Source organism: Micromonospora sp. CA-111912, assembly GCF_050948415.1.
GTDB lineage: Bacteria > Actinomycetota > Actinomycetes > Mycobacteriales > Micromonosporaceae > Micromonospora.
This window is the reverse complement of sequence record NZ_CP192007.1, coordinates 2,299,995-2,325,498: the sequence shown is the minus strand read 5'-3', so window position 1 is coordinate 2,325,498 and position 25,504 is coordinate 2,299,995. Positions and strand designations below refer to the sequence as shown.

Genomic DNA, 25,504 nt, shown 5'->3' with positions numbered 1-25,504 from the left:
CCTTGCGGCCAGCCGGGTCACGAGTCGGAGCCTTCCAGGGCCATCCGGACCAGACCGGCGACGTCCAGTTCGCGAATTTCGGCCTCCGGCGCGGCCGGGACGGCCACCGGCGCGCCCGCGACCGGTCCGGCCGCGCGGGCCAGCTGGAGCAGCTGGTCGAGCAGCCCGGCCTGGCGTAGCTGGTCCAGCGGGATCGCGGCCAGCACCCGGCGGACGGACTCCTCGTCGCCGTCGGCGCCGGCCGCCGCCCCCGCGTCGGGGAAGAGCTCCTCGTAGAGGTGGTCGGCCAGGCCGGCCGGGGTCGGGTAGTCGAAGACGACCGTGGTGGGCAGCTCGTGCCCGGTCGCCGCGGTGAGCAGGTTGCGCAGTTCCACGGCGGTCAGCGAGTCGAAGCCGAGGTCGAGGAAGCCCCGGTCGGTCTCGATCACGTCGGCGGAGGAGTGGCCGAGCACCTTCGCCGCGTCCACCCGCACCATCTCCAGCAGTGCCGCCCGCCGTTCCTCGCCGGGCAGCGCGCGCATCCCGGCGAGCAGGTCCCGGGTGGCCGGGGCGGCCGGGGCGGGGCCGTCGGCGACGGTCTCCGTCAGGGCACGCACGGCCGGCAGGTCGGCCAGCAGCGGGCTGGGCCGCAGCGCGGTGAACAACGGCTGGAAGGTGGCCCAGTCGACGTCGACGACGGTGACGCAGACGTCCCCGGCGGCGAGGGCGTGCCGCAGGCCGGCCATCGCCACGCCCGGCGGCATCACCCGCAGGCCACGGCGACGCAGCTGTTCCGGCGCGTCGTCGGCGAACATGCCCGACTCGGTCCACGGCCCCCACGCCACCGAGGTGGCCGGCAGGCCCCGGCCGCGCCGCTGCTCGGCCAGCGCGTCCAGGTACGCGTTGCCGGCCGCGTACGCGCCCTGCCCGCCGCTGCCCCACACCGCCGCGATCGACGAGAAGAGCACGAACGCGTCCAGCTCGACGCCGTCGAGCAACTCGTCGAGCAGCTCTGCACCGGCCAGCTTCGGGGCGATGACGTACGCGAGGTCCTCCAGGGTGGTGTCGGCCAGCGGCACCACCTCGCTGACCCCGGCGGCGTGCACCACCGCGCGCAGCGGCGGGCCCTCCCGCCGCAGCTCGGCGACGAGGTCGGTCATGGCGGCCCGGTCGGCGGCGTCGCACCGCGCCACCCGGGCGGAGACGCCGAGGGCGTCCAGCTCGGCGAGCAGCTCGGCCGTGCCGGGGGTGTCGGCACCGCGTCGGCTGGTCAGCACCACCCGCTCCGCGCCGGCGCCGGCCGCCCAGCGGGCCACGTGCCCGCCGAGCGCCCCGGTACCGCCGGTGATCAGCACGGTGCCCCGGGGTTGCCACGGCGCGGGCTCCCCGGCGGTGACGGCCGGGGCGAGCCGGCGGACCAGCACCCCGGAATCGCGAACGGCGAGCTGGTCCTCCCCCACACCGCCGGTGAGGATGCCGCCGAACCGCATCGCCGTCCAGCTCTCCAGGGTGGCGGGCAGGTCGACCAGCCCGGCCCAGCGGGCGGGCTGCTCCAGCGCGGCCACCCGGCCCAGCCCCCACAGCATCGCCTGGCGGGGGTTGACCGGCACGTCGCCGTCGCCGACGCCGACCGCGCCCTGGGTGACGCACCACAGCCGGGCCGCCGCGACGGTGTCGGTGAGCTCCTGGAGGAGCTGCACGGTCGCGGCGAGGCCGCGGGGCAGCACCGGGTGCTCGGCGTGCGGGGCGTCGTCCAGGCCGAGGAAGGACAGGATCGACAGCGTCCCGTCGGCCGCGGCGAGCGCCTCGCCGAGCACGTCGGCGAGCTGGCCGCCCAGTTCGTCGGGGTCGGCGGCGGTGTCGACGGGCACGATCGTCACGTCGCTGCCGAGGGTCCAGGTGCAGGCGTTCAGATCCGGGTCGTCGGCCCGGTCGGCGGGCAGCAGCACCAGCCAGGGGCCGGCGTCCTGCTCCGTCGGCGTGCCGGCCAGCGGCTCCCAGACCGCCCGGTACCGGGCACCGTCCACGAGCGAGCGTTCCCGGCCGCGCCGCCGCCACGCGGACAGGGCCGGCAGCACCGCCCCGAACGGCTGGTCGCGGTCCACGTCCAGCTCGCGGGTCAGCGAATCGAAGTCCTCGGCCTCGACCGCCGCCCAGAACCGGCGCTCGACCTCGGTGCTGTCGTCCTCGGCGGGGACGAGGGCGGCCCAGTCCGGTGGCTCCGGCCAGTAGCGCTGTCGGTCGAACACGTACGTGGGCAGGTCCATCGGCTGGGCGCCGGTGCCCTCGTACAGGGCGGACCAGTCCGGGGAGACGCCGTGGGTGTGCAGCGCGGCGACGGCCCGCAGCAGGGCGGCCGGCTCCGGCCGGTCCCGGCGCAGCGTCGGCACGACCAGCGGGGCCCGGCCGCCGGCCGGGGCACCCTCGGCGAGGACTGCCTGGGTGAGGGCGGTGAGCACCCCGTCCGGGCCGATCTCGACGTACCCGGTGCAGCCCTGGACTCGCAGGGCCGTGACGGCGTCGGCGAAGCGCACGGCGTCGCGGGCGTGTCGCACCCAGTACGCCGGGCTGGCCAGCTCCGCCGGGTCGACCACCGCGCCGGTGACCGTGGAGACCATCGGCACGGTCGGGGTCCGCTGCTCCAGCCGGGCGGCGACGGCGGCGAGGTCGTCGAGCACCGGGTCCATCAGCGGGCTGTGGAAGGCGTGGCTGACGGTCAGCCGCCGGATGCGTACGCCCCGGGCCGACCACTCGGCGGCCAGCTCCTCGACGGCGTCGCCGGCCCCGGACAGCACCACGGCGGCGGGACCGTTGACGGCGGCGACGGACACCCGGTCGGCGCGGTCGCCGAGCGAGGCCAGCACGTCGGCCTCGGCGGCGGCGACCGCGAGCATCGCCCCGCCGTCCGGCAGCGCCTGCATGAGCCGGCCCCGGGCGGCGACCAGCTCGGCGGCCTCGGTCAGGCTGAGCATCCCGGCGGCGTGGGCGGCGGCGAACTCGCCGATGGAGTGCCCGGCGACCGCGTCGGGGCGTACGCCCCACGCCCGCAGCAGCCGGAACAGCGCCACCTCGACGGCGAACAGCGCCGGCTGGGTGTACTCGGTGCGGTCCAGCAGCTCCGCGTCGGCGGTGCCGGGCGAGGCGAACAGCACCGGCCGCAGCGGTCCCGGCAGGTGCGGGTCGAGGGCGGCGCAGACCTCGTCGAGGGCGGCGGCGAAGGCCGGGAACGCGGCGGCCAGCTCGCGGCCCATCCCGGCGCGCTGCGCGCCCTGCCCGGAGAACAGGTACGCCACCTTCGGCCGCGGCGCGACCGCGCCGGTGACCACCAGCGGCGACTCCTCGCCGGAGCCGAGGGCACGCAGCCCGGTGCGCAACGCGACCCGGTCGGCGGCGAGGACGACGGCCCGGTGCTCCAGGGCGGCCCGGGACACCACGGACGACCAGCCGACGTCGACCATCGGCGGCGCCTCCGGCCCGGTGACCTGGTCGGCCCACGGACCGGCCTGCGCGGCCAGCGCTGACGCGGTACGCGCCGACAGCAGCACCGGCACCACCGGCAGCCGGTCCGGGTTCCCGGCCGGCTCGGCCGGTACGGGCAGCTCGGGGGCCTGCTCCAGGATGGTGTGCGCGTTGGTGCCGCTGATCCCGAAGGAGGAGACGGCGGCCCGCCGGGGGCGGCCGGTGACCGGCCAGGTCCGGCCCTCGTCGAGCAGCTCGACCGCGCCGACGCTCCAGTCCACCTGGTCGGTCGGCTCGTCGACGTGCAGGGTCTGCGGCAGGTAGCCGTACCGCAGGGCCAGGACCATCTTGATGATGCCGGCGACCCCGGCGGCGGCCTGGGTGTGCCCGATGTTGGACTTGATCGAGCCGAGCCAGAGCGGCTGGTCGGCCGGCCGGTCCCGCCCGTACGTGGCGAGCAGGGCCTGCGCCTCGATCGGGTCGCCGAGCTTGGTGCCGGTGCCGTGCGCCTCGACGGCGTCCACGTCGGCGGGGGTGAGGCCGGCGTTGGCCAGGGCCTGCCGGATCACCCGCTGCTGCGAGGGGCCGTTCGGGGCGGTGAGGCCGTTGGACGCGCCGTCCTGGTTGACGGCGCTGCCCCGGATCACCGCGAGCACGGGGTGGCCGTTGCGCTGGGCGTCGGAGAGCCGCTCGACCAGCAGCACGCCGAGGCCCTCGCCCCAGCTCGTGCCGTCGGCGGCGGAGGCGAACGCCTTGACCCGGCTGTCCGGGGCCAGGCCCCGCTGCCGGCTGAAGCCGACGAACACCCCGGGGGTGGACATCACGGTGACGCCGCTGACGAGGGCGAGGGAGCACTCCGCCTGGCGCAGCGCCTGGCAGGCCCAGTGCAGCGCGACCAGCGAGGAGGAGCAGGCGGTGTCCACCGAGACGGCGGGCCCCTCCAGCCCGAGGGTGTACGACACCCGGCCGGAGAGCACGCTGCCGGCGTTGCCGGTCATCAGGTGTCCCTCGGCGCCCTCGGCGCTGTACATCAGGTTCCGGTAGTCCTGGTAGTTGGTGCCGACGAAGACGCCGGTGGGGCTGCCGCGCAGCGCCTGCGGGTCGATCCCGGCCCGCTCGATCGCCTCCCAGGACGCCTCCAGCAGCAGCCGCTGCTGCGGGTCCATGGCCAGGGCCTCGCGGGGGCTGATGCCGAAGAAGCCGGCGTCGAAGTCGGCGACCCCGGCGACGAAGCCGCCCTCCCGGGCGTAGCTGGTGCCCTCGTTCTCCGGGTCGGAGTCGAACAGCCGGTCGAGGTCCCAGCCCCGGTCGGTGGGGAACTCGCCGATCGCGTCGCCGCCGGCGGCGAGGAGCTGCCACAGCCGCTCCGGGTCGTCCGCCCCGCCGGGGAGGCGGCAGCTCATCGCCACGATGGCGATCGGGTCGTCGTCGACGGCCACGGCGGGGGCGGCGAGGGCGGTCACGGCCGGGACGACCCCGGTGAGCAGCTCGTCCAGGTGCACGGCGAGCACCGTCGGGTTCGGGTAGTCGAAGGCGAGCGTCGCCGGCAGCCGCAGGTCGGTGGCGGAGGCCAGGAAGTTGCGCATGTCCACCGCGGTCAGCGAGTCCAGGCCCAGGTCCCGGAAGGGCCGGGTGGCCGGGATGTCGTCGGCCGCGCCGTAGCCCAGCGCGGTCGCCGCGCACTGGCGGACCAGTTCCAGCAGCGCCTCGGTGCGCTCCGCCGGGGTGAGCACGGCGAGCCGGCGGGCCAGCGCCCCGGACGGGGCGGCCGGTTCCTCCTCCGTGGCCTGCGCCGTGATTTCCCGGGCCGCCTCGCGCACCTCGGCGAGGTCGCCGATCAGCGGGCTGGGCCGGACCAGGGTGAAGGCGGGGGCGAACCGGCCCCAGTCGATGTCGGCGATCAGCGTGCTGGTCTCGCCCCGGCGCAGCGCCCGGGCCAGGGCCTCGACTGCCAGGTCGGGGTCCATGCCGACCATGCCGCCCCGGCGCAGCCGCTGCTGGGCGCGCTCGTTGTCGGCGGGCAGGCCGGCGCCGCTCCACGCCCCCCAGGCCACCGAGAGGGCGGGAAGGCCGTCGGCCCGGCGCCGCTCGGCGAGGGCGTCGAGGAAGGCGTTCGCGGCCCCGTACGCGCCCTGCCCGGCGTTGCCGGTGGTGCCGGCGACCGAGGAGAACAGCACGAAGGCGTCCAGGTCCAGGTCGCGGGTCAACTCGTCCAGGTGGACGGCGGCGGCGCACTTGGGGGCGGCGACGGTGTGCAGGCGCTGCGGGGTGGCGGTGTCCACGATGCCGTCGTCGAGGACGGCGGCGGTGTGCAGCACGGCGCTCACCGGGGCGTCCCCGTCGACGGTGGCCAGCAGGTCGGCGAGCTGCGCCCGGTCGGTCACGTCGCAGGCCGCGACGGTGACCCGTACGCCGAGGTCGGTCAGCTCCGCCTCCAGCTCGGCGGCGCCCGGGGCGTCCGGGCCGCGCCGGCTGGCCAGCAGGACGTGCGCGGCGCCGGAGCGGGCCGCCCAGCGGGCCAGGTGCCCGCCCAGTCCGCCGGTGCCGCCGGTGATCAGCACGGTGTCGCGCATCCGCCAGCCGTCGTCCGCCGGCTCGCCGGACGCGGTCGGCTCGGGCTCGGTGATCCGGGTGAGCCGGCGGGCGAAGACCCCGGAGTCGCGGACGGCGAGTTGGTCCTCGCCGCCGTTGTCACCGAGCGCCGCGCAGAGCCGCACCCCGGTCCAGGGGTCGAGGACGTCCGGCAGGTCGACCAGGCCGGCCCAGCGGCCGGGGTGTTCGAGGGCGACCGCGCGGCCGAGGCCCCAGACGGCGGCGGCGGCCGGGCTCGGCGCCGGCTCCCCGGCGTCGACGGCGACGGCCCGCCGGGTGGCGCACCACAGCGGCGCCTCGACGTCGAGCGATCCGAGCGCCTGCACGAGCAGGACCGTCCCGGTGACGCCCAGCGTGGTGGCGGAATGTTCGGGGTGGGCCCGCTCGTCGAGGCCGAGCAGCGACAGCACCGAGGCGGGGCCATCGTCGGGCAGCGCGTCGCGCAGCAGGTCGGCCAGCGCCGCCGCGTCGGCGGTGGTGTCCACCTCGACGGGTACGGCGTCCACGCCGACGCTGCCGAGCGCGGAGAGCACGTCCTGGACCAGCGGGTCCTCGCCCAGCCCGTCGGGAACCGGGACCAGCCAGGTGCCGGCGAGCCGGTCCAGCGGCAGGTCGGGCAGGGCGTCCCAGGTGACCCGGTAGCGCCATTGGTCAATGTCCGGCTCGTCGTCGGCGCGGGCGAGGAAGAGCGACGGCGCAGGCCAGTACCGGTGGTGGTCGAAGGCGTACGTGGGCAGGTCGACGGTGGCCGTGGCGGCGAGCACGTTCGCCAGGTCGACGGGCAGGCCGACCGCGTGCGCGGTGGCCAGGTTCGTCAGCAACCGGGTCGCGTCGTCGTCGCCCCGGCGCAGGCTGCCCAGGGTGTGCCCGGTGGTGCCGGTGTCGTCGAGGATCGCCGTGACCGGCATGGTCAGCACGGGGTGCGGGCTGATCTCCACGAAGGTGCGGTGACCGGCGGTGATCGCCACCCGGACGGCCGCGTCGAACTGCACGGTCTGCCGCAGGTTGTCGTACCAGTAGTCGGCGGTCATGCTCGCCGGGTCCACCCAGTCCCCGGTCAGCGTGGACACGAGCCGGACGTCGCCCGCCTGCGGGGTCACGTCGGCCAGGTCGGCTCGGAGCTGCTCGGCGACGTCCTGCACCGACGCCGAGTGCGACGCGTAGTCCACCGGGATCAACCTTGCCCGCAGCCCCTCGTCGGTGCACGCCTGCACCAGGTCCGCCACGGGCTGCGGCGGACCGGAGACGACCACCGTGGCCGGGCCGTTGACGGCCGCGACGCCCACCCCGGGGAACTGCGCGAGGCGGGCGGTCACCGCGTCGGCGGACAGGTCCACCGACGCCATCGCCCCCGTCCCCCGCAACACCGCGAGAGCACGCGAGCGCAGGGCAACCGTTTTCGCCGCGTCGCCCAGGGACAGAATCCCGGCCACGCAGGCCGCACCGATCTCACCCTGCGAGTGACCGATGACCGCCTGCGGGGCAACGCCCGCGTGCCGCCACACCGCCGCCAAGGCGATGCCGACGGCCCACAGCACCGGCTGCACCACCTCGACCCGGTCCAACCACGACTCGTCATCACCCGTCAACACGGAGACGAGATCCACGTCGAGATACGGGGCCAGGGCACGCTGACACTCCGCCAAACGCGCGTCGAACACCGGCGTCCGACCCACCAGGCCGGCCGCCATCCGCGCCGACTGCGCACCCTGACCCGGGAACACGAACACCGGGCCCGCGCCCGGGGCCGCCGCCGCGCCGGAGACCACGTTGCCGGCCGGCGTACCCGCCGCGAGGGCGTCCAGGCCGGCCAGCAGCTCGTCGACCGTCGAACCGACCACGGCGGCCCGCTGGTCGAAGACCGCGCGCGTGGCCGTCAGGGACCAGCCCACCGCCGCCGGCTCGACGCCGGCACGCTCCCGCACGTACGACGCCAGGCGGGCGGCCTGGCCGGCGAGGGCGGCCCTGGACCGGGCCGACACCGGCCACACCGTCACGCCCGAGGCGACCAGCCCTGGGTGGGCGACGGGGGCGACGACCTCGGCGGGCTCGTCGGCCTGCTCGATGATCACGTGCGCGTTGGTGCCGGAGATGCCGAAGGAGGAGACGGCGGCCCGCCGGGCCCGGCCCGTCTCGGGCCACGGCCGCGCCTCGGTGGTCAGCTCCACCGCGCCGGCCGTCCAGTCGATGTGCGAGGACGGCTCGTCGACGTGCAGGGTGGCGGGCACCATCCCGTGCCGCATTGCCAGCACCATCTTGATCACCCCGGCGACACCGGCCGCTGCCTGGGCGTGGCCGATGTTCGACTTCACCGAGCCGAGCAGCAACGGGCCCGAGTCGCCCCGGTCCTGCCCGTACGTGGCCAGCAGCGCCTGCGCCTCGATCGGGTCGCCCAGCTTGGTGCCGGTGCCGTGCGCCTCGACCACGTCCACGTCGGCCGTGGACAGCCGGGCCGAGGCGAGGGCCTGGCTGATCACCCGCTGCTGCGCCGGCCCGTTCGGCGCGGTCAGCCCGTTGGACGCGCCGTCCTGGTTGACGGCGGAGCCCCGGACCACCGCGAGGACGGGGTGGCCGTTGCGGCGGGCGTCCGACAGCCGCTCGACCATCAGCCAGCCGACGCCCTCGGAGAACCCGGCGCCGTCGGCGGCGGCGGCGAAGGACCGGCACCGCCCGTCCGGGGAGAGGGCGCGCTGCCGGCTGGAGCCGATGAAGAGGCCGGGGGTGGCCATCACGGTCACCCCGCCGGCCAGGGCCAGGTCGCACTCCCCCGCCCGGAGCGCCTGCACCGCGAGGTGCAGCGCCACCAGCGACGACGAGCAGGCCGTGTCGATGGAGACCGCCGGACCCTCCAGCCCGAGGGTGTACGACACCCGGCCGGACGCGACGGCCGCCGCACCCCCGGTCATCGAGTGCCCCTCGTCGCCGTCGGGCGACATCATCAGCAGGGTGCCGTAGTCCTGCCCGTTGGTGCCGACGAACACCCCGGTCCGGCTGCCGCGCAGGGTGGCCGGGTCGATCCCGGCGGCCTCGACCGCCTCCCAGGACGTCTCCAACAGCAGCCGCTGCTGCGGGTCCATGGTGAGCGCCTCGCGGGGCGAGATGCCGAAGAAGGCGGAGTCGAAGTCCCCGGCCCCGTCGATGAACCCGCCCTCCCGGGCGTACGAGGTGCCCGGGTTGTCGGGGTCGGGGTGGTAGAGCCTTTCCAGGTCCCAGCCCCGATCGGCGGGGAAGGGGGCGACAGCGTCCCGGCCGTCCCGCAGCAGCTCCCACAGCTCGTCGGGGTTGCGCACCCCGCCGGGCAGCCGGCAGCTCATCGCCACGATCGCCACCGGCTCCAGTTCCTGGGACTGGACCTCGCTGAGTCGGCGGCGGGTGTCGTGGAGATCAGCCATGACCCGCTTGAGGTAGTCGCGGAGCTTGTCTTCATTGGCCATCGGGGTGCCGCTTCCTCGGGAGGGACGGGAGAGAGCCGGAGCGAGGTCAGGAAATGCCGAGGTCCTTGTCCACCATCGCGAACAGTTCGTCGTCGGTGGCGTCGTCGAGGTGCCGGCCGATGTTCTCGCCGCCGCTGGCCTGGCCGAGCCGGGAGAGCATCGCCTGGAGCCGTACGGTGGCCCGCACCCGCGCCGCCTCGTCGCGCGCCACCACGTCGAGGCTGTCGGCGATCCGGTCGAGGTCGTCGAGGAGGACGGTCGGGGTGACCACGTCGTCGTGGGCGACCTCGGCGAAGAGGTACTCCGCCAGCGTCGTCGGGGTCGGGTAGTCGAAGACCAGGGTGACCGGCAGGGCCACCCCGGTGGCCGAGCCGAGGCGGTTGCGCAGCTCGACGGCGGTGACGGAGTCGAAGCCCAGCTCCCGGAACGCCCGGTGCTCGTCCACCGACTCGGCGGACGCGTAGTTGAGCACAGCGGCGACCTGGCTACGCACCAGGCCGAGCAGCACGGCGAGCCGCTCGGCGGCGGGCAGCCCGGCGAGCCGGTCCTGCAACGTCTCCGGGCCGTCCCCGGCCTCCACGCCGGCGACCGTCTCGGCCGTGGCGAGCCGGCGGACGTCCGGCAGGTCGCCGATCAGCGGACCCGGCCGGGTGGCGGTGAACGCGACGGCGAACCGCTCCCAGGCGATGTCGGCGATGGTGAGGAACCCCTCGCTGTGGTCCACGGCCTGGTGCAGCGCGGCGATGGCCGCCTCGGGGGTCATCTCGGGTACGCCGTGCCGGTGCAGCAGCTCGCCGAGCGGCCCGTCGGCCATGCCGCCGCCGGCCCAGGCGCCCCAGGCGATGGAGGTGGCGGGCAGGCCGAGGCCGCGCCGGTGCTGGGCGAGCGCGTCGAGGAACGCGTTGCTCGGGGCGTAGTTGCCGACGCCGGAGCTGGCCACGCTGCCCGCGAAGGACGAGAACATGATGAACGCGGACAGGTCCAGGTCGAGGGTCAGCTCGTGCAGGTTGTACGCGACGTCGACCTTGGCCTGGAGCACCCGCTCGATCTGCTCCGGCCGGATGTCGTTGATCATCGCGTCGTCCAGCACGGCGGAGGCGTGCACGACCGTGGTGAGCGGGTACTCGGCGGGGATCGCGTCGATCAGGTCGGCCAGTGCGTCCCGGTCGGAGGCGTCGCATTCGACGACGGCGGCCTGGGCGCCCAGCTCGGTGAGGTCGTCGACGAGCTGCTGCGCGCCCGGCGCGGCCAGGCCCCGCCGGCTGACGACGAGGATGTTCTCCACGCCGCTGCGGGCCAGCCAGCGGGCGGCGTGCCCGCCGAGCGCGCCGGTGCCGCCGGTGACCAGCGCCGTGCCGAACGGCTGCCACGGGCTCGCGGGCTGGCTGTCGCCGAGCGGGACCCGGGTGAGCCGGCGGGCGAGGACGCTGCCGGGGCGTACCGCGATCTGGTCCTCCTCCCCGGCGGTGGTGAGGGCCGCGACCAGCAGGCCGGCGGAGCGCTCGTCGACGGCCTCGGGAAGGTCCACGAGGCCACCCCAGCGCTCCGGGTGCTCCAGCGCGGCGACCCGGCCGAAGCCCCAGACCAGCGACTGCACCGGGGAGCGCAGCAGGTCGGCTCGGCCGACGGACGCGGCGCCGGAGGTGATGCTCCACATCGGGGCGCGCAGGCCGATGTCGCCGAGGGCCTGGAACAGCGCGACGGTGGCGGCGAAGCCGCCCGGCACCGACGGGTACAGCGGGTGGACCAGCTCGTCGAAGGCGAGCAGCGAGACCACGCCGGTCACCTCGACGGCCTCGCCGTCGCCGCCCGGCGCGGCGGTGAGCGCCTCCCGCAGCAGCTTGCCGAGCAGGTCGCGGTCGACGTCGGGGGTGGAGACGGGCACCGGGATGAGGGTCGCGCCGGCCCCGGTGAGCGCCTCGACGCAGGCGTCCTGCCAGGGCTCGACGATGTCGCCGGTCGGCATGACGACGACCCAGGTGCCGGTCATGCCCCGGTTGGCGACGCCCGGCAGCGGCTTCCAGGTGTCCTGGTAGCGCCAGCTGTCGATGTCGGACTGCCGACGCCGCTGCCGACGCCACGAGGTGAGCAGCGGCAGGGCCGGGAGCAACGCGTCGAAGGCCTCCTCCACCGGGGTGTCCTCGGTGGCGACGGTCTCGGCGAGGGCGGTGAGGTCGCCGCGTTCCACGGCGGCCCAGAAACTGGCGTCGCTCGGGTCGGCCGCCGCTTGGAGCAGGCTCTCCAGGTCGGGGCCGCCGCTGCCGTCCAGCCAGAACCGCTGGTAGTCGAAGGCGTACGTGGGCAGCGGTGCCGCGTCGGTCCCGGGCAGGACGTCGGTCAGGTCGACGGGCAGGCCGATGGCGTGCGCGGTCGCCAGGTTCGTCAACAGCCGCATCGCGTCGTCGTCACCCCGACGCAGGCTGCCCAGGGTGTGCCCGGTCGTGCCGGTGTCGTCGAGGATCGCCGTGACCGGCATGGTCAGCACGGGGTGCGGGCTGATCTCCACGAACGTCGAGTGCCCCGCCGCGATCGCGACCCGGACGGCGGCGTCGAACTGCACGGTTTGCCGCAGGTTGTCGTACCAGTAGTCGGCGGTCATGCTCGCCGGGTCCACCCAGTCCCCGGTCAGCGTGGACACGAGCCGGGTGTGACCGGCCTGCGGGGTCACGTCGGCCAGGTCGGCGCGCAGCTGCTCGGCGACGTCCTGCACCGACGCCGAGTGCGACGCGTAGTCCACCGGGATCAACCTTGCCCGCAGCCCCTCGTCGGTGCATGCCTGCACCAGGTCCGCCACCGGCTGCGGCGGACCCGACACGACCACCGTGGCCGGGCCGTTGACGGCCGCCACCCCGACCCCCGGGAACTGCGCGAGGCGGGCGGTCACCGCATCGGCGGACAGGTCCACCGACGCCATCGCCCCCGTACCCCGTAGCACCGCCAGGGCTCGGGAACGCAGGGCAACCGTTTTCGCCGCGTCGTCCAGGGACAGGATCCCCGCGACACAGGCCGCGCCGATCTCACCCTGCGAGTGGCCGACCACGGCGTCCGGGACGACGCCGGCCGCGCGCCAGACGGCGGCGAGGGCGATGCCGACGGCCCACAGCACCGGCTGCACCACCTCGACCCGGTCCAACCACGACTCGTCCTCACCGGTCAGGACCGCGACGAGATCCACGTCCAGGTGCGGGGCGAGGGCCCGCTGGCACTCGGCGAGCCGCGCGTCGAACACGGGGGCCCGGCCGACGAGGCCGGCGGCCATCCGCGCCGACTGGGCGCCCTGGCCGGGGAAGACGAACACGGGACCGGCGCCGGAGCCGGTGACCGTGCCGGTGACGAGGTTGCCGGCCGGCTGGCCGGCGGCCAGGGCGTCCAGCCCGGCCAGCAGCTCCTCGGCGCCCGCGCCGACCACTGCGGCGCGGTGGTCGAACGTGGACCGGGTGGTGGCCAGGGCCCAGCCGACCGCAGCCGGGGCGAGGTCGCCGTGCTCGCGCACGTGCCGCGCGAGCCGGGCGGCCTGGCCGGCGAGGGCGGCCTTCGACCGGGCCGACACCGGCCAGATCGTCACGTCGGAGCCGATCAGGCCGGGCCGGTACGCGGGCTCGACTACGGTTGCCTCGACGGCCTCCTCCCCGTCGACGGTGTCCGGGCCGGCGACGCGGGGCCGGTACTCCTCCAGGATCACGTGCGCGTTGGTGCCGCTCACCCCGAACGAGGAGACGCCGCCGCGACGGGGACGGTCCAGCTCCGGCCACGGCTTCGACTCGGTGAGCAGCGACACCGCCCCGGCCGTCCAGTCCACGTGCTGGGACGGCTCGTCGACGTGCAGGGTCTCCGGCATGACGCCGTTGCGCAGCGCCATCACCATCTTGACCAGCCCGGCGACGCCTGCGGCGCTCTGGGTGTGGCCGATGTTCGACTTCACCGAGCCGAGCCACAGCGGCCGGTCGGCGGGGCGGTCCTGCCCGTACGTGGCGATGAGCGCCTGCGCCTCGATCGGGTCGCCGAGGGTGGTGCCGGTGCCGTGCGCCTCCACCATGTCGACGTCGGCGGTGCCGAGCCGGGCGTTGGCCAGGGCCTGCCGGATGACCCGCTGCTGGGAGGGGCCGTTCGGGGCGGTGAGCCCGTTGGACGCGCCGTCCTGGTTGAGGGCGCTGCCCCGGATCACGGCGAGCACCGGGTGGCCGTTGCGCTCGGCGTCGGCGAGCCGCTCCACGACGAGCACCCCGCCGCCCTCGCCCCAGCCGGTGCCGTCGGCGCCCGCCGCGAACGCCTTGCATCGGCCGTCGACGGACATGCCGCGCTGCCGGGAGAAGACGACGAAGACGCCGGGGGTGGCCATCACGGTGACGCCGCCGGCGATGGCGAGGTCGCACTCGCCGCGGCGCAGCGCGTTCACGGCGAGGTGCAGGGCGACGAGGGACGACGAGCAGGCGGTGTCCACCGTGACGGCCGGGCCGTTGAGGCCGAGGGTGAACGAGATCCGGCCGGACGCGACGCTGGTGGTGTTGCCGGTGCCGAGGTACATGTCGACGCCCTCGGGCACGTTCGGCAGCCCGATGCCGTAGTTGGAGGTGCTCAGCCCGACGAAGACGCCGGTGGAACTGCCGCGCAGCGACAGCGGGTCGATGCCGGCCCGCTCGACGGCCTCCCAGGACGTCTCCAGCAGCAGCCGCTGCTGCGGATCCATGGCCAGGGCCTCGCGCGGCGAGATGCCGAACAGGGTCGGGTCGAAGTCACCGGCGTTGGCGAGGAACCCGCCGACCCGGGTGTAGCTCTTGCCCGGCTTGTTCGGGTCCGGGTCGTAGAGCGACTCCAGGTCCCAGCCCCGGTCGCCCGGGAACTCGGTGAGGGCGTCCCGGCCGTCGGCGACGAGGTCCCACAGGTCCTCCGGCGACCGGACGCCACCGGGGAAGCGGCAGCTCATCGAGACGATGGCCAGGGGTTCCTGGTCGCGCGCCTCGACGGTCTGCAGCTTGCGCCTGGTGTCGTGCAGGTCGGCGGTGACCCGCTTGAGGAAGTACCGCAGCTTGTCGTCGCTCATCGGGTCACACCTGCCTCGATCCGGAAGTCGGTCATCTCAGGAGATTCCAAACTCTTTGCTGATGAAGTCGAAGATCTCGTCGTCGCTGGCCGAGTCGAGATCGGGCCGGTCCTCGGCGGCGGGCCCGGCGGCCAGGTCGGACGCCTTAGCGAGCAGGTCCTGCATCCGGGCGGTGAACCGGTCCCGGGCCACCGGATCGAGCGGGATGGAGTTGAGCAGGCTCTCCACGGTGTCGATGCCCTGGAAGATGGGCTGGGTGGAGGGCGCGGAGTCGGCGGCGATCTCGCTGGTCAGCTTCTCGGCCAGCGCGTTCGGCGTCGGGTAGTCGAAGACCAGCGTCGCCGGCAGCCGCAGCCCGGACAGGGCGTTGAGCCGGTTGCGCAGATCCACGGCGGTGAGCGAGTCGAAGCCCAGGTCGGTGAAGAGCCGGCCCGGGTCGACCGCGTCGGCGCCGGCGTGGCCGAGGACGGCGGCGATGTTGGCCCGGACCACGTCGAGCACCACCTTCAGCCGCTCCGGGCCGGCCAGTCCGGCGAGCCGCTGGCCGAGCGACACCCCGCCGGCACGGGCGCCGGTGGCGTCGACGGAGCGGCGCATCGGCACCCGGACCAGGGCGCGGAGCATCGGCGCGAGGGCGCCGGACTCCGCCTGGCCCCGCAGCGTCCCGACGTCCAGCCGCATCGGTACGACCGCCGCCGCGTCCAGCCGCCAGGCGGCGTCGAACAGGTCCAGCGCCTGCGCGGTGGCCAGGCCGGCGGCGCCCTGTTCGGTGATGCGCCGCACGTCGGCGTCGGCGAGGTGACCGGTCATGCCGCTGGCCTGCTCCCACAGGCCCCACGCGAGGGAGATGCCGGCGAGCCCCCGGGCCCGGCGGTGCGCGGCGAGGGCGTCGAGGAAGGCGTTGGCTGCCGCGTAGTTGGACTGGCCGGCGCTGCCCAGCGTGGCCGCCGCCGAGGAGAACAGCACGAACGCCGCGAGGCCCAGCCCTTCGGTGAGCCGGTGCAGGTGCCAGGCCGCGTCGATCTTCGGCACGGCCACCGCGTCGACGCGGTCGGGGGTCATCGACTCCAGCACCCCGTCGTCGAGGACGCCGGCGGCGTGCACCACGGCGGTCAGCGGGTGCGCGGCGGGGACCCCGGCGAGCAGCGCCGCCAGGGCGTCCGGGTCGGCGGCGTCGCAGGCGGCGACGGTCACCTCCGTACCGGCGTCGGCGAGTTCGGCGACCAGGTCGGCGATCCCCTCGGCCGCCGCGCCGCGCCGGCCGGCGAGCAGCAGGTGCCGCACGCCGTGGGTGGTGGCGAGGTGCCGGGCCAGGATCCGGCCGAGCACGCCGGTGCCGCCGGTGATCAGCACGGTGCCGTCGGGGTCGATGCCGCCGGGCAGTGGCTCCGTCCCGGCCGGGACCCGCCCGAGGCGCGGGGTGCGGACCTGTCCGGCCCGTACGGCGAGCTGCGGTTCACCGGAGGCGATCGCGGCGGCCAGGGCGGCCCGGCTGTCCGGCTCGTCGTCGAGGTCGACGAGCTGCAACCGGTCGGGGTGTTCGAGCTGGGCGGTGCGCAGCAGGCCCCACACGGGGGCCTGGCGCAGGTTGACCGCCGGCTGCTCCCCCGCCGCGACCGCGTCGCGGGTGACCAGCACGAGCCGGGACCCGGCGAACCGGTCGTCGGCGAGCCAGGTCCGCAACGCCGCGAGGGTACGGTGCGTCGTGGCCCGCGCCTGCGCGGCGAGGGCCGGGTCCGCGTCGTCGTCGGCGGGGCCGCCGACCGAAACGACGACCGCCTCGGGCGCGGGCTCGCCCCCGGCGAGCAGGTCGCCGAGGGAGTCCAGGTCGATGTCGGCGCGCACCCGCGCGCCCGCCGACTCGCAGGCGGCGCTGAGGGCGAGGTCGTCGCCGCCGAGCACCACCCAGCGGGTGGCCGCCGGGACCGGGCCGGTGGGCACCGGCAGCGCCGGCCAGTCCACCTGGAACAGCGACTCGTGCCGGCCGGAGCGGGCCGCGCCCAGGGAGTCGCCGGAGACCCGCCGCATGATCAGCGAGTCGACGTGCAGCACCGGGGCGCCGGTGGCGTCGGCCACCTGGAAGGCCACCCCGACCTCGCCGGCCGCGGCGACCCGGACCCGCAGGGCGGTGGCCCCGGCGGCGAGCAGGGAGACCCCGGTCCAGGCGAACGGCAGCCGGGGCGCGGTGGCGTCGGCCCCGTCGCCCATCCGGCCGAGGAAGCCGCCGATCGACATGGCCTGCAACGCGCCGTCGAGCAGCGCCGGGTGCACGCCGAACCGGCCCGCCTCGGCGTGGTGGTCGGCGGGCAGTTCCACCTCGGCGAATACCTCGTCGCCGCGGGTCCACGCGGCGCGCAGGCCGCGGAACGCCGGACCGTACCCGAAGACGGTCGCCTCGATGCCGGAGTAGAAGTCCTCGGACTCGACACGGGTCGCGCCGGGCGGCGGCCACACCCCCAGGTCGAAGGCGGGCGCGTCGGCCGGCTGCGGGGCGAGCAGTCCGGTGGCGTGGCAGGTCCAGGCCACGTCGGCGAGGATCTCGTCCGAGCCGTCCCGGTAGGGCCGGGAGTACAGCTGCACGCCGCGCCGGCCGTCGTCGTCGCGCTCACCGACCGAGAGCTGCACCTGCAGGGAGCCCAGCTCGGGCAGGACCAGCGGGGCGAGCAGGGTCAGCTCCTCCACCGTCGGGCAGCCGGCCTGCTCGCCGGCGTACGTCGCCAGCTCCACGAACGCGGTGCCGGGCAGCAGGATGTTGTTCATCACCCGGTGCTCGCCGAGCCACGGGTGGGTACGCACCGACAGCCGCCCGGTGAACACCATCCGCTCACTGTCGGGGAAGGTGAGGGCGGCGCTGAGCAGCGGGTGCCCGGCGTCCTGGAGGCCGGCGGAGGCGACGTCCTGCGCCCGGTGCACGGGCGGGTCCACCCAGAACCGCTGGTGCTCGAAGGCGTACGTGGGCAGCGGCACCACGTCGGTCTCCGCGAGCACGTTCGTCAGGTCGACGGGCAGGCCTATGGCGTGCGCGGTGGCCAGGTTCGTCAACAGCCGCACCGCGTCGTCGTCGCCCCGGCGCAGGCTGCCCAGGGTGTGCCCGGTGATGCCGGCGTCGTCGAGGATCGCCGTCACCGGCATCGTCAACACCGGATGCGGGCTGATCTCCACGAACGTGCTGTGCCCGGCAGCGATCGCCACCCGCACGGCGGCGTCGAACTGCACCGTCTGGCGCAGGTTGTCGTACCAGTAGTCGGCCGTCATGCTCGCCGGATCCACCCAGTCCCCGGTCAACGTCGACACGAGCCGGACGTCGCCCGCCTGCGGGGTCACGTCGGCCAGGTCCGCCCGGAGCTGCTCGGCGACGTCCTGCACCGACGCCGAGTGCGACGCGTAGTCCACCGGGATCAACCGGGCCCGCAGCCCCTCGTCGGTGCACGCCTGCACCAGGTCCGCCACCGGCTGCGGCGGACCCGAGACGACCACCGTGCCCGGGCCGTTGACGGCCGCGACGCCCACCCCGGGGAACTGCGCGAGGCGGGCGGTCACCGCATCAGCGGACAGGTCCACCGACGCCATCGCCCCCGTCCCCCGCAACACCGCCAGCGCACGCGAACGCAGGGCAACCGTCCTCGCCGCGTCGCCCAGGGACAGAATCCCGGCCACGCAGGCCGCGCCGATCTCACCCTGCGAGTGACCGATGACCGCCTGCGGGGCAACCCCCGCATGCCGCCACACCGCCGCCAGAGCGATCCCGACGGCCCACAGCACCGGCTGCACGACCTCGACCCGGTCCAACCACGACTCATCCTCACCCGTGAGCACCGCGACGAGGTCCACGTCCAGATACGGGGCCAGGGCACGCTGACACTCCGCCAGCCGCCCGTCGAACACCGGCGTCCGACCCACCAGGCCCGCCGCCATCCGCGCCGACTGGGCGCCCTGACCCGGGAACACGAACACCGGACCCGCGCCGGGACCGGACGCCGAACCCGACACCGCGTTACCGGCCGGCGCACCAGCCGCGAGGGCGTCCAGGCCGGTCAGCAGTTCCTCGACCGTCGACCCGACCACGGCGGCCCGCTGGTCGAAGACCGCGCGCGTGGCCGTCAGGGACCAGCCCACCGCCGCCGGGTCGAGGCCGTCGTGCTCGCGCACGTAGGACGCCAGGCGGGCGGCCTGGCCGGTGAGGGCGGCCCTGGACCGGGCCGACACCGGCCACACCGTCACGCCCGAGGCGACCGACCCCGGGTGGGCGACGGGGGCGACGACCTCGGCGGGCTCGTCGGCCTGCTCGATGATCACGTGGGCGTTGGTGCCGGAGATGCCGAACGACGACACCGCCGCCCGGCGCGGCCGGTCCACGGCCGGCCACGGGGTGGCCTCGGTGACCAGCGAGACGGCACCCGCCGTCCAGTCGATGTGCGGGGACGGCTCGTCGACGTGCAGGGTGGCGGGCACCATCCCGTGCCGGATGGCCTGCACGACCTTGATCACCCCGGCGACGCCGGCGGCGGCCTGGGCGTGGCCGATGTTGGACTTGATCGAGCCGAGCAGCAGCGGCCGGTCGGCGGGCCGGTCCTGGCCGTACGTGGCCAGCAGCGCCTGCGCCTCGATCGGGTCGCCGAGCGTCGTGCCGGTGCCGTGCGCCTCGACCACGTCCACGTCGGCGGTGGTGAGCCCGGCGGTGGCGAGGGCCTGCCGGATCACCCGCTGCTGCGAGGGGCCGTTGGGGGCGGTGAGGCCGTTCGACGCGCCGTCGGAGTTGATGGCGGAGGACCGGACCACGGCGAGGACCTGGCGGCCCTGCCGGCGGGCGTCGGAGAGCCGCTGCACGAGGAGCATGCCGACGCCCTCGGACCAGCCGGTCCCGTCCGCCGACGCGGCGAACGACTTGCACCGGCCGTCGGTGGCGAGGCCGCGCTGCCGGGAGAACTCGACGAACGCCGTCGGGGTGGCCATCACCATCACGCCGCCCGCGAGGGCCATGTCGCACTCGCCGCGGCGCAGCGCCTGGCCGGCCCAGTGCAGGGCGACCAGGGACGACGAGCAGGCGGTGTCGAGGGAGACGGCCGGCCCCTCCAGGCCGAACGTGTACGCCACCCGGCCGGAGATGACGCTGCTGGTCATCCCGGTCAGCATGTAGCCCTCGGCGGCCTCCGGCGAGTACGCCAGCAGCGAGCCGTAGTCCTGGCCGCTGGTGCCGACGAACACGCCGGTGCTGCTGCCCCGCACGGTGGCCGGGTCGATCCCGGCGGACTCGAAGGACTCCCAGGTGGTCTCCAGCAGCAGCCGCTGCTGCGGGTCCATGGCCAGCGCCTCGCGGGGGCTGATGCCGAAGAAGCCGGGGTCGAACCGGTCGACGCCACCCAGGAAGCCGCCGCCCCGGGCGTAGAAGGTGCCGCTGGCGTCCGGGTCGGGGCTGTACAGGGTGTCGAGGTCCCAGCCCCGGTCGGTGGGCAGATCGGTGATCGCGTCGACGCCGTCGACGACGAGCCGCCACAGGTCGTCGGGCGACCACACCCCGCCGGGCAGCCGGCAGGCCATGCCGATGATGGCGAGGGGCTCGTCGTCGCCGACGGCCACGGTGGCGGTCGTGGGCCGGACCGGCACGGGGGTGCCGGCGATCTCCGTACCGAGGTGGACGGCCAGGTCGTGCGGGCTCGGGTAGTCGAAGACGAGGGTGGCCGGCAGTCGCATGCCGAACGCGTTGTTGAGCCGGTTACGCATCTCCACGGCGGTGAGCGAGTCGAAACCGAACTCGCTGAACGCCCGGCGCGGCTCGATCGCGGCCGGGTCGGGGTAGCCGAGCACGGCGGCGGCCTGGCCCCGGACGATCTCGACGAGCGCGGCGACCCGGTCGGCGTCGCCGAGGGCGGCGAGCTGCTGGACCAGGGACGCCCCGGTGCCGGCCGCGGCGGCGGCGCGGGCGGGGGTGCGGATCAGCGCCCGGTACAGCGGCGGGATGGCGCCGCCCGCGAACTGCGCCTTCATCGCGGCGAGGTCGAGGCGGGCCGGGACGAGCGCGGCGTCGGGGGTGCGGCAGGCGGCGTCGAAGAGGGCCAGGCCCTCCTCGGCCTCCATGGCGGCGACGCCGGAGCGGGAGATCCGGTTGAGGTGGACGTCGTCCAGCTCGGTGGTCATGCCGCTGCGGTCGGCCCACAGGCCCCAGGCGAGGGTGAGGGCGGCGAGACCGTGCGCCTTGCGGTGGTGGGCCAGCCCGTCGAGGAACGCGTTGGCGGCGGCGTAGTTGCCCTGGCCGGGGCCGCCGGCGGTGGCCGCGAGGGACGAGTACGAGACGAACGCCTTCAGGTCGAGGCCGGCGGTCAGCTCGTGCAGGTTCCAGGCGGCGTCGACCTTGGGCCGCAGCACGCCGTCCATCCGCTCGGGGGTGAGCGAGGAGATGACGCCGTCGTCGCGTACCCCGGCGGCGTGGATGACGGCGGTGAGCGGGTGCTCCGCCGGGATGCCGGCGAGCAGCGCCGCGACCACGTCCCGGTCGGCGACGTCGCAGGCGGCGACGGTGACGGTCGCGCCCAGCGCCTGCAGCTCGGCGCGGAGCTCGGCGACGCCTTCGGCGGCCAGGCCGCGCCGGCTGGTGAGGATCAGGTGCCGGACGCCGTGCACGGTCACCAGGTGCCGGCTCATGAGCTGGCCGAGGGTGCCGGTGGCGCCGGTGATCAGCACGGTCCCGTCGCCGTCGAACGGGGCGGCGGACGGCTCCGCGAGGGCCGGAACGCGGGTGAGCCGGGCCCCGGCGGCTACGCCGGAACGGATCACGACCTGCGGCTCGTCGGTGCCCACGGCCGAGACCAGGGCGGCGGCCGAGCCGGTCGCGTCGTCGACGTCGACCAGCACGAACCGGTCGGGGTTCTCCGACTGGGCGGAGCGGAGCAGGCCGATGACGGCGGCGCCGGCCAGGTCGGTCAGGTCGGCATCGGCGTCGGTGGCGACGGCGGCCCGGGTGAGCACGACCAGCCGGGAGTCGGCGTACCGGTCGTCGGCGAGGAACCGCTGGAGCACGGCGAGGGCCCGGTGGGTCACCTCGGCGACGGCGCGGGGCACGTCCGTCGACGCGGGCGGGTCGAGGAACGGCACGACCAGCACGCCGGGCGGGTCCGCGCCCTCGTCGAGCGCGGCGGCCAGGGCGGTCAGGTCGGGGTACGCCGCGATGGCCGTACCGGTGGCGGCGACGGCGTCGGCGAGGCCGACGGCGTCGCCGACGACCGCCCAGCCGGCGGTGGACGGGCCGGCGGGCAGGGCGAGCGGGGCCCACTCGATCCGGAACAGCGACTCGGTGCCGCCGCCCCCGGCGACCCGGAGCTGGTCGGCGGAGACGGGCCGCAGCACGAGGGAGCCGACGGAGATGATCGGCGCGCCGGTGACGTCGGCGAGCAGCAGGGAGACGCTGTCGGTGCCGGTGTGCGAGACACGGACCCGGGCCGCCGCCGCGCCGGCCGCGTGCAGGGCGACGTCGTTCCAGGAGAACGGCAGCCGGCCGTACCCGGGGGGCATGTCCGCGCCGGACGGCTCGCCGGCGGGCGTGGTGAGGCCGAGGGTGTGCAGGGCCGCGTCGAGCAGGGCCGGGTGCAGGCCGTACCCGCCGGCCTCGGCGGCCGGGGTCTCGGGCAGGGCCAGCTCGGCGAACAGGTCGTCGCCGCGCCGCCAGGCGGAGCGCAGCGCGATGAAGGACGGGCCGTAGTCGTAGCCCTGGGCGGCGAGGTTCAGATACAGGTCGTCGGTGCCGACCTCGGTGGCGCCGGGGGGCGGCCAGGCGGTCAGGTCGGACCAGCCCGGCGGGCCGCCCGGGGTCGCCGGGCCGCCGGCCAGGACGCCGCTGGCGTTGCGGGTCCAGGGCCGCTCGCCGGTGCCCTCGGCGGGCTCGCCGTCGGCGGCGGAGTGCAGGGAGACGGTCCGGCAGCCGGTCTCGTCGGCCGGGCCGATCCAGAGCTGGATGTCGACGCCGCCGGTCTCCGGCAGGATCAGCGGCGACTCCAGGGTCAGCTCGCGGACGTGGTCGGCGCCGACGTGCGCGCCGGCCTGGAGGGCCAGCTCGACGAAGCCGGTGCCGGGCAGCAGCACGGTGTCGAAAACGACGTGGTCGGAGATCCACGGGTGGGTGCGCCGGGCCAGCCGCCCGGTGAACAGGAAGCCCTCGGCGTGCGCGACGCCGACGGCGGCGCCGAGTAGGGGGTGCTGGGCGGGGCGCAGGCCGACGGCGGTGATGTCACCGGTCCACCCGGCCCCGGCCTCGGGCCAGTACCGCTGGTGCTGGAACGCGTACGTCGGCAGGTCGACCCGCCGCGCGCCGGTCTCGGCGAACCACGGCTGCCAGGTGACGGGGACGCCGTGCACGTGCAGCTCGGCCAGCGCGGCGAGCAGGGCGTGGGTCTCGGGCCGGTCCCTGCGCTGGGCGGCGACGGCGAGCACGCCGTCCTCGTCGGGCAGGACGTCGGCGGCCATCGCGGTCAGCACGCTCTGCGGGCCGACCTCCAGGAACGTGCCCGCGCCGGCCGCCCGCAGGGCCGTGACCCCGTCGGCGAACCGGACGGCCTCGCGGACGTGTCGCACCCAGTACTCGGGGGTGCGGATCTCCTCGGCGTCGGCGAGCGCGCCGGTCAGGTTCGACACCACGGGCAGCGTCGGCGCGGCGAAGCTCAGGGTGCCCAGGACGGCCCGGAACTCGGCGAGCATCGGCTCCATCAGCGGGCTGTGGAACGCGTGGCTGACGGTCAACCGGCGGGTCCGGGCGCCCCGGTCCCGCCACGCCTGCTCCAGCTCGTCGAGGGCGTCGACCGCGCCGGACACCACGACGGCCGACGGGCCGTTCACGGCCGCGATGCCGACCCGGTCGGTCAGCCCGTTCAGGCTGGCCGCCACGTCCGCCTCCGGCGCGGCCACGGCCAGCATCCCGCCGCCGGCCGGCAACGCCTGCATCAGCCGGCCCCGCGCCGCCACCAGGGCGCACGCGTCGGCCAGGGACAGCACGCCGGCCACGTGGGCGGCGGTGATCTCGCCGATCGAGTGGCCGCCGACCAGGTCCGGCGCGATCCCGAACGACTCGATCAGCCGGAACAGGGCCACCTCGACGGCGAACAGGCCGGCCTGGGTGAACACGGTCTGGTCCAGCAGGCCCGCCTCGGCGGTGCCCTCCTCGGCGAACAGCACCGGCTTCAACGGCTGCGGCAACAGCGGGTCCAGCCCGGCGCACACCTCGTCCAGCACGGTGGCGAACCCTGGGAAGTACCCGTACAACTCCCGTCCCATGCCGGCGCGTTGCGCGCCCTGGCCGGAGAACAGCACCGCGAGCGTCCCCCGGTCAGCCGCCTGACCCGCGACCACCGTGCCCGACGGATCCCCCGCCGCCAGCGCCCGCAGCCCGGCGATCAGGTCGTCGCGGCCGGTCGCCGGCACCACGGCGCGGCTGTCCAGGGCGGATCGCGAGGTGACCGACGAGAAGGCCACGTCGAGCGGGCTCAGGTCGGGGTCGGCGTCCAGCCAGGCGGCCCACCGGCCGGCCTGCGCGGCGAGCGCGGCGGCGTCCCGGGCCGACACCGGCACCGGCACGACCGGCCGTTCGACGGTCGGCGCGACGTCGGCCGGCGCGGCCTCGACGGCGGGGGCCTGCTCGACGATGATGTGCGCGTTGGTGCCGGACACCCCGAACGACGACACCGCGGAGCGGCGCGGCCGGGCCACCGCCGGCCACGGCGTGACCTCGGTGACCAGCTCGACGGCGCCGGCGTCCCAGTCCACCTCGGGGGTCGGGGCGTCCACGTGCAGGGTGGGCGGGACGACGCCGTGTTGCATCGCCAGCACCATCTTGATCACCCCGGCGACGCCGGCGGCGGCCTGGGTGTGCCCGAGGTTCGACTTCACCGAGCCGAGCAGCAGCGGGCCCGAGTCGCCCCGGTCCTGCCCGTACGTGGCCAGCAGCGCCTGCGCCTCGATCGGGTCGCCGAGCCGGGTGCCGGTGCCGTGCGCCTCGACCACGTCCACGCCGCCGGCGGCGAGGCCGGCGTTGGCCAGGGCCTGCTGGATCACCCGCTGCTGGGACGGCCCGTTGGGGGCGCTCAGGCCGTTGGACGCGCCGTCCTGGTTGACGGCGCTGCCCCGCACCACGGCGAGAATCGGGTGGCCGTTGCGCTGGGCGTCCGACAGCCGCTCCAGCAGCAGCACGCCGACGCCCTCGGACCAGGAGGTGCCGTCGGCGGCGGCGGCGAACGCCTTGCACCGGCCGTCCTCGGCGAGGCCGCCCTGCCGGGAGAACTCGACGAAGGCCGCCGGCGTGCACATGGCGGTGACCCCGGCGACGATGGCCAGGGTGCACTCCCGCTGGCGCAGCGCCTGACCGGCGAGGTGCAGCGCGACCAGGGACGACGAGCAGGCGGTGTCGATGGTGACCGCCGGGCCCTCCAGCCCGAAGGTGTAGGAGATCCGGCCGGAGACGACGCTGCCGGCGTTGCCGGTCATCAGGTGGCCTTCCAGGCCCTGCGCGGCGCCCATCAGCACGCCGCCGTAGTCCTGGCCGGTGCTGCCGGCGAAGACCCCGGTGCGGCTGCCGCGCAGCGAGTGCGGGTCGATGCCGGCCCGCTCCAGGACCTCCCAGGAGGCCTCCAGCAGCCACCGCTGCTGGGGGTCCATCGCCAGGGCCTCCCGGGGGGAGATGGCGAAGAAGCCCGGGTCGAAGTCGGCCAGCTCGGGCACGAAGCCGCCCTGCCGGGTGTACGAGGTGCCGACCCGCCCGGGGTCGGCGTCGTACAGGGAGCCGAGGTCCCAGCCCCGGTCGGACGGGAAGTCGGTGATCACGTCCCGGCCGGACGCGACGACCTCCCACAGGTCCTCCGGCGTCCGCACGCCGCCGGGGAAGCGGCAGCTCATGGAGACGATGGCGACCGGTTCCTGCTCGCCGGCCTCCACCTCGCGCAGGCGTTGCCGCACCTGGTGCAGGTCGGCGGTGACCCGCTTGAGGTAGTCGAGAAGCTTCGCCTCGTCAGCCATGGACCGC

3 protein-coding genes are annotated in these 25,504 nt (G+C 75.7%); all 3 read right to left on the bottom strand.

Annotated features, from left to right (window positions below):
- Positions 1-17: 17 nt before the first annotated feature.
- Genes ACQPZO_RS09805 through ACQPZO_RS09795 form a run of 3 tightly spaced genes read right to left on the bottom strand, consistent with a single transcriptional unit; the run spans position 18 to position 25,497 of the window.
- On the bottom strand, positions 18-9,464 hold the full coding sequence (locus ACQPZO_RS09805; protein ID WP_433348994.1) for a type I polyketide synthase: 9,447 nt from the start codon (positions 9,462-9,464) through the stop codon (positions 18-20).
- Positions 9,465-9,510: 46 nt separating this feature from the next.
- Positions 9,511-14,505, bottom strand: a complete 4,995-nt coding sequence (locus ACQPZO_RS09800) for a type I polyketide synthase (RefSeq protein ID WP_433348992.1) — start codon at positions 14,503-14,505, stop codon at positions 9,511-9,513.
- A gap of 36 nt (positions 14,506-14,541) precedes the next feature.
- Complete coding sequence (locus ACQPZO_RS09795) at positions 14,542-25,497, bottom strand: SDR family NAD(P)-dependent oxidoreductase (protein ID WP_433348990.1); 10,956 nt, start codon at positions 25,495-25,497, stop codon at positions 14,542-14,544.
- Positions 25,498-25,504: the final 7 nt, after the last annotated feature.

What these genes read in the sequence shown, in the direction of transcription:
- ACQPZO_RS09795 (WP_433348990.1), bottom strand. Translation starts at nt 25,497, where the DNA reads ATGGCTGACGAGGCGAAGCTTCTCGACTACCTCAAGCGGGTCACCGCC.
- ACQPZO_RS09805 (WP_433348994.1), bottom strand. Translation starts at nt 9,464, where the DNA reads ATGGCCAATGAAGACAAGCTCCGCGACTACCTCAAGCGGGTCATGGCT.
- ACQPZO_RS09800 (WP_433348992.1), bottom strand. Translation starts at nt 14,505, where the DNA reads ATGAGCGACGACAAGCTGCGGTACTTCCTCAAGCGGGTCACCGCCGAC.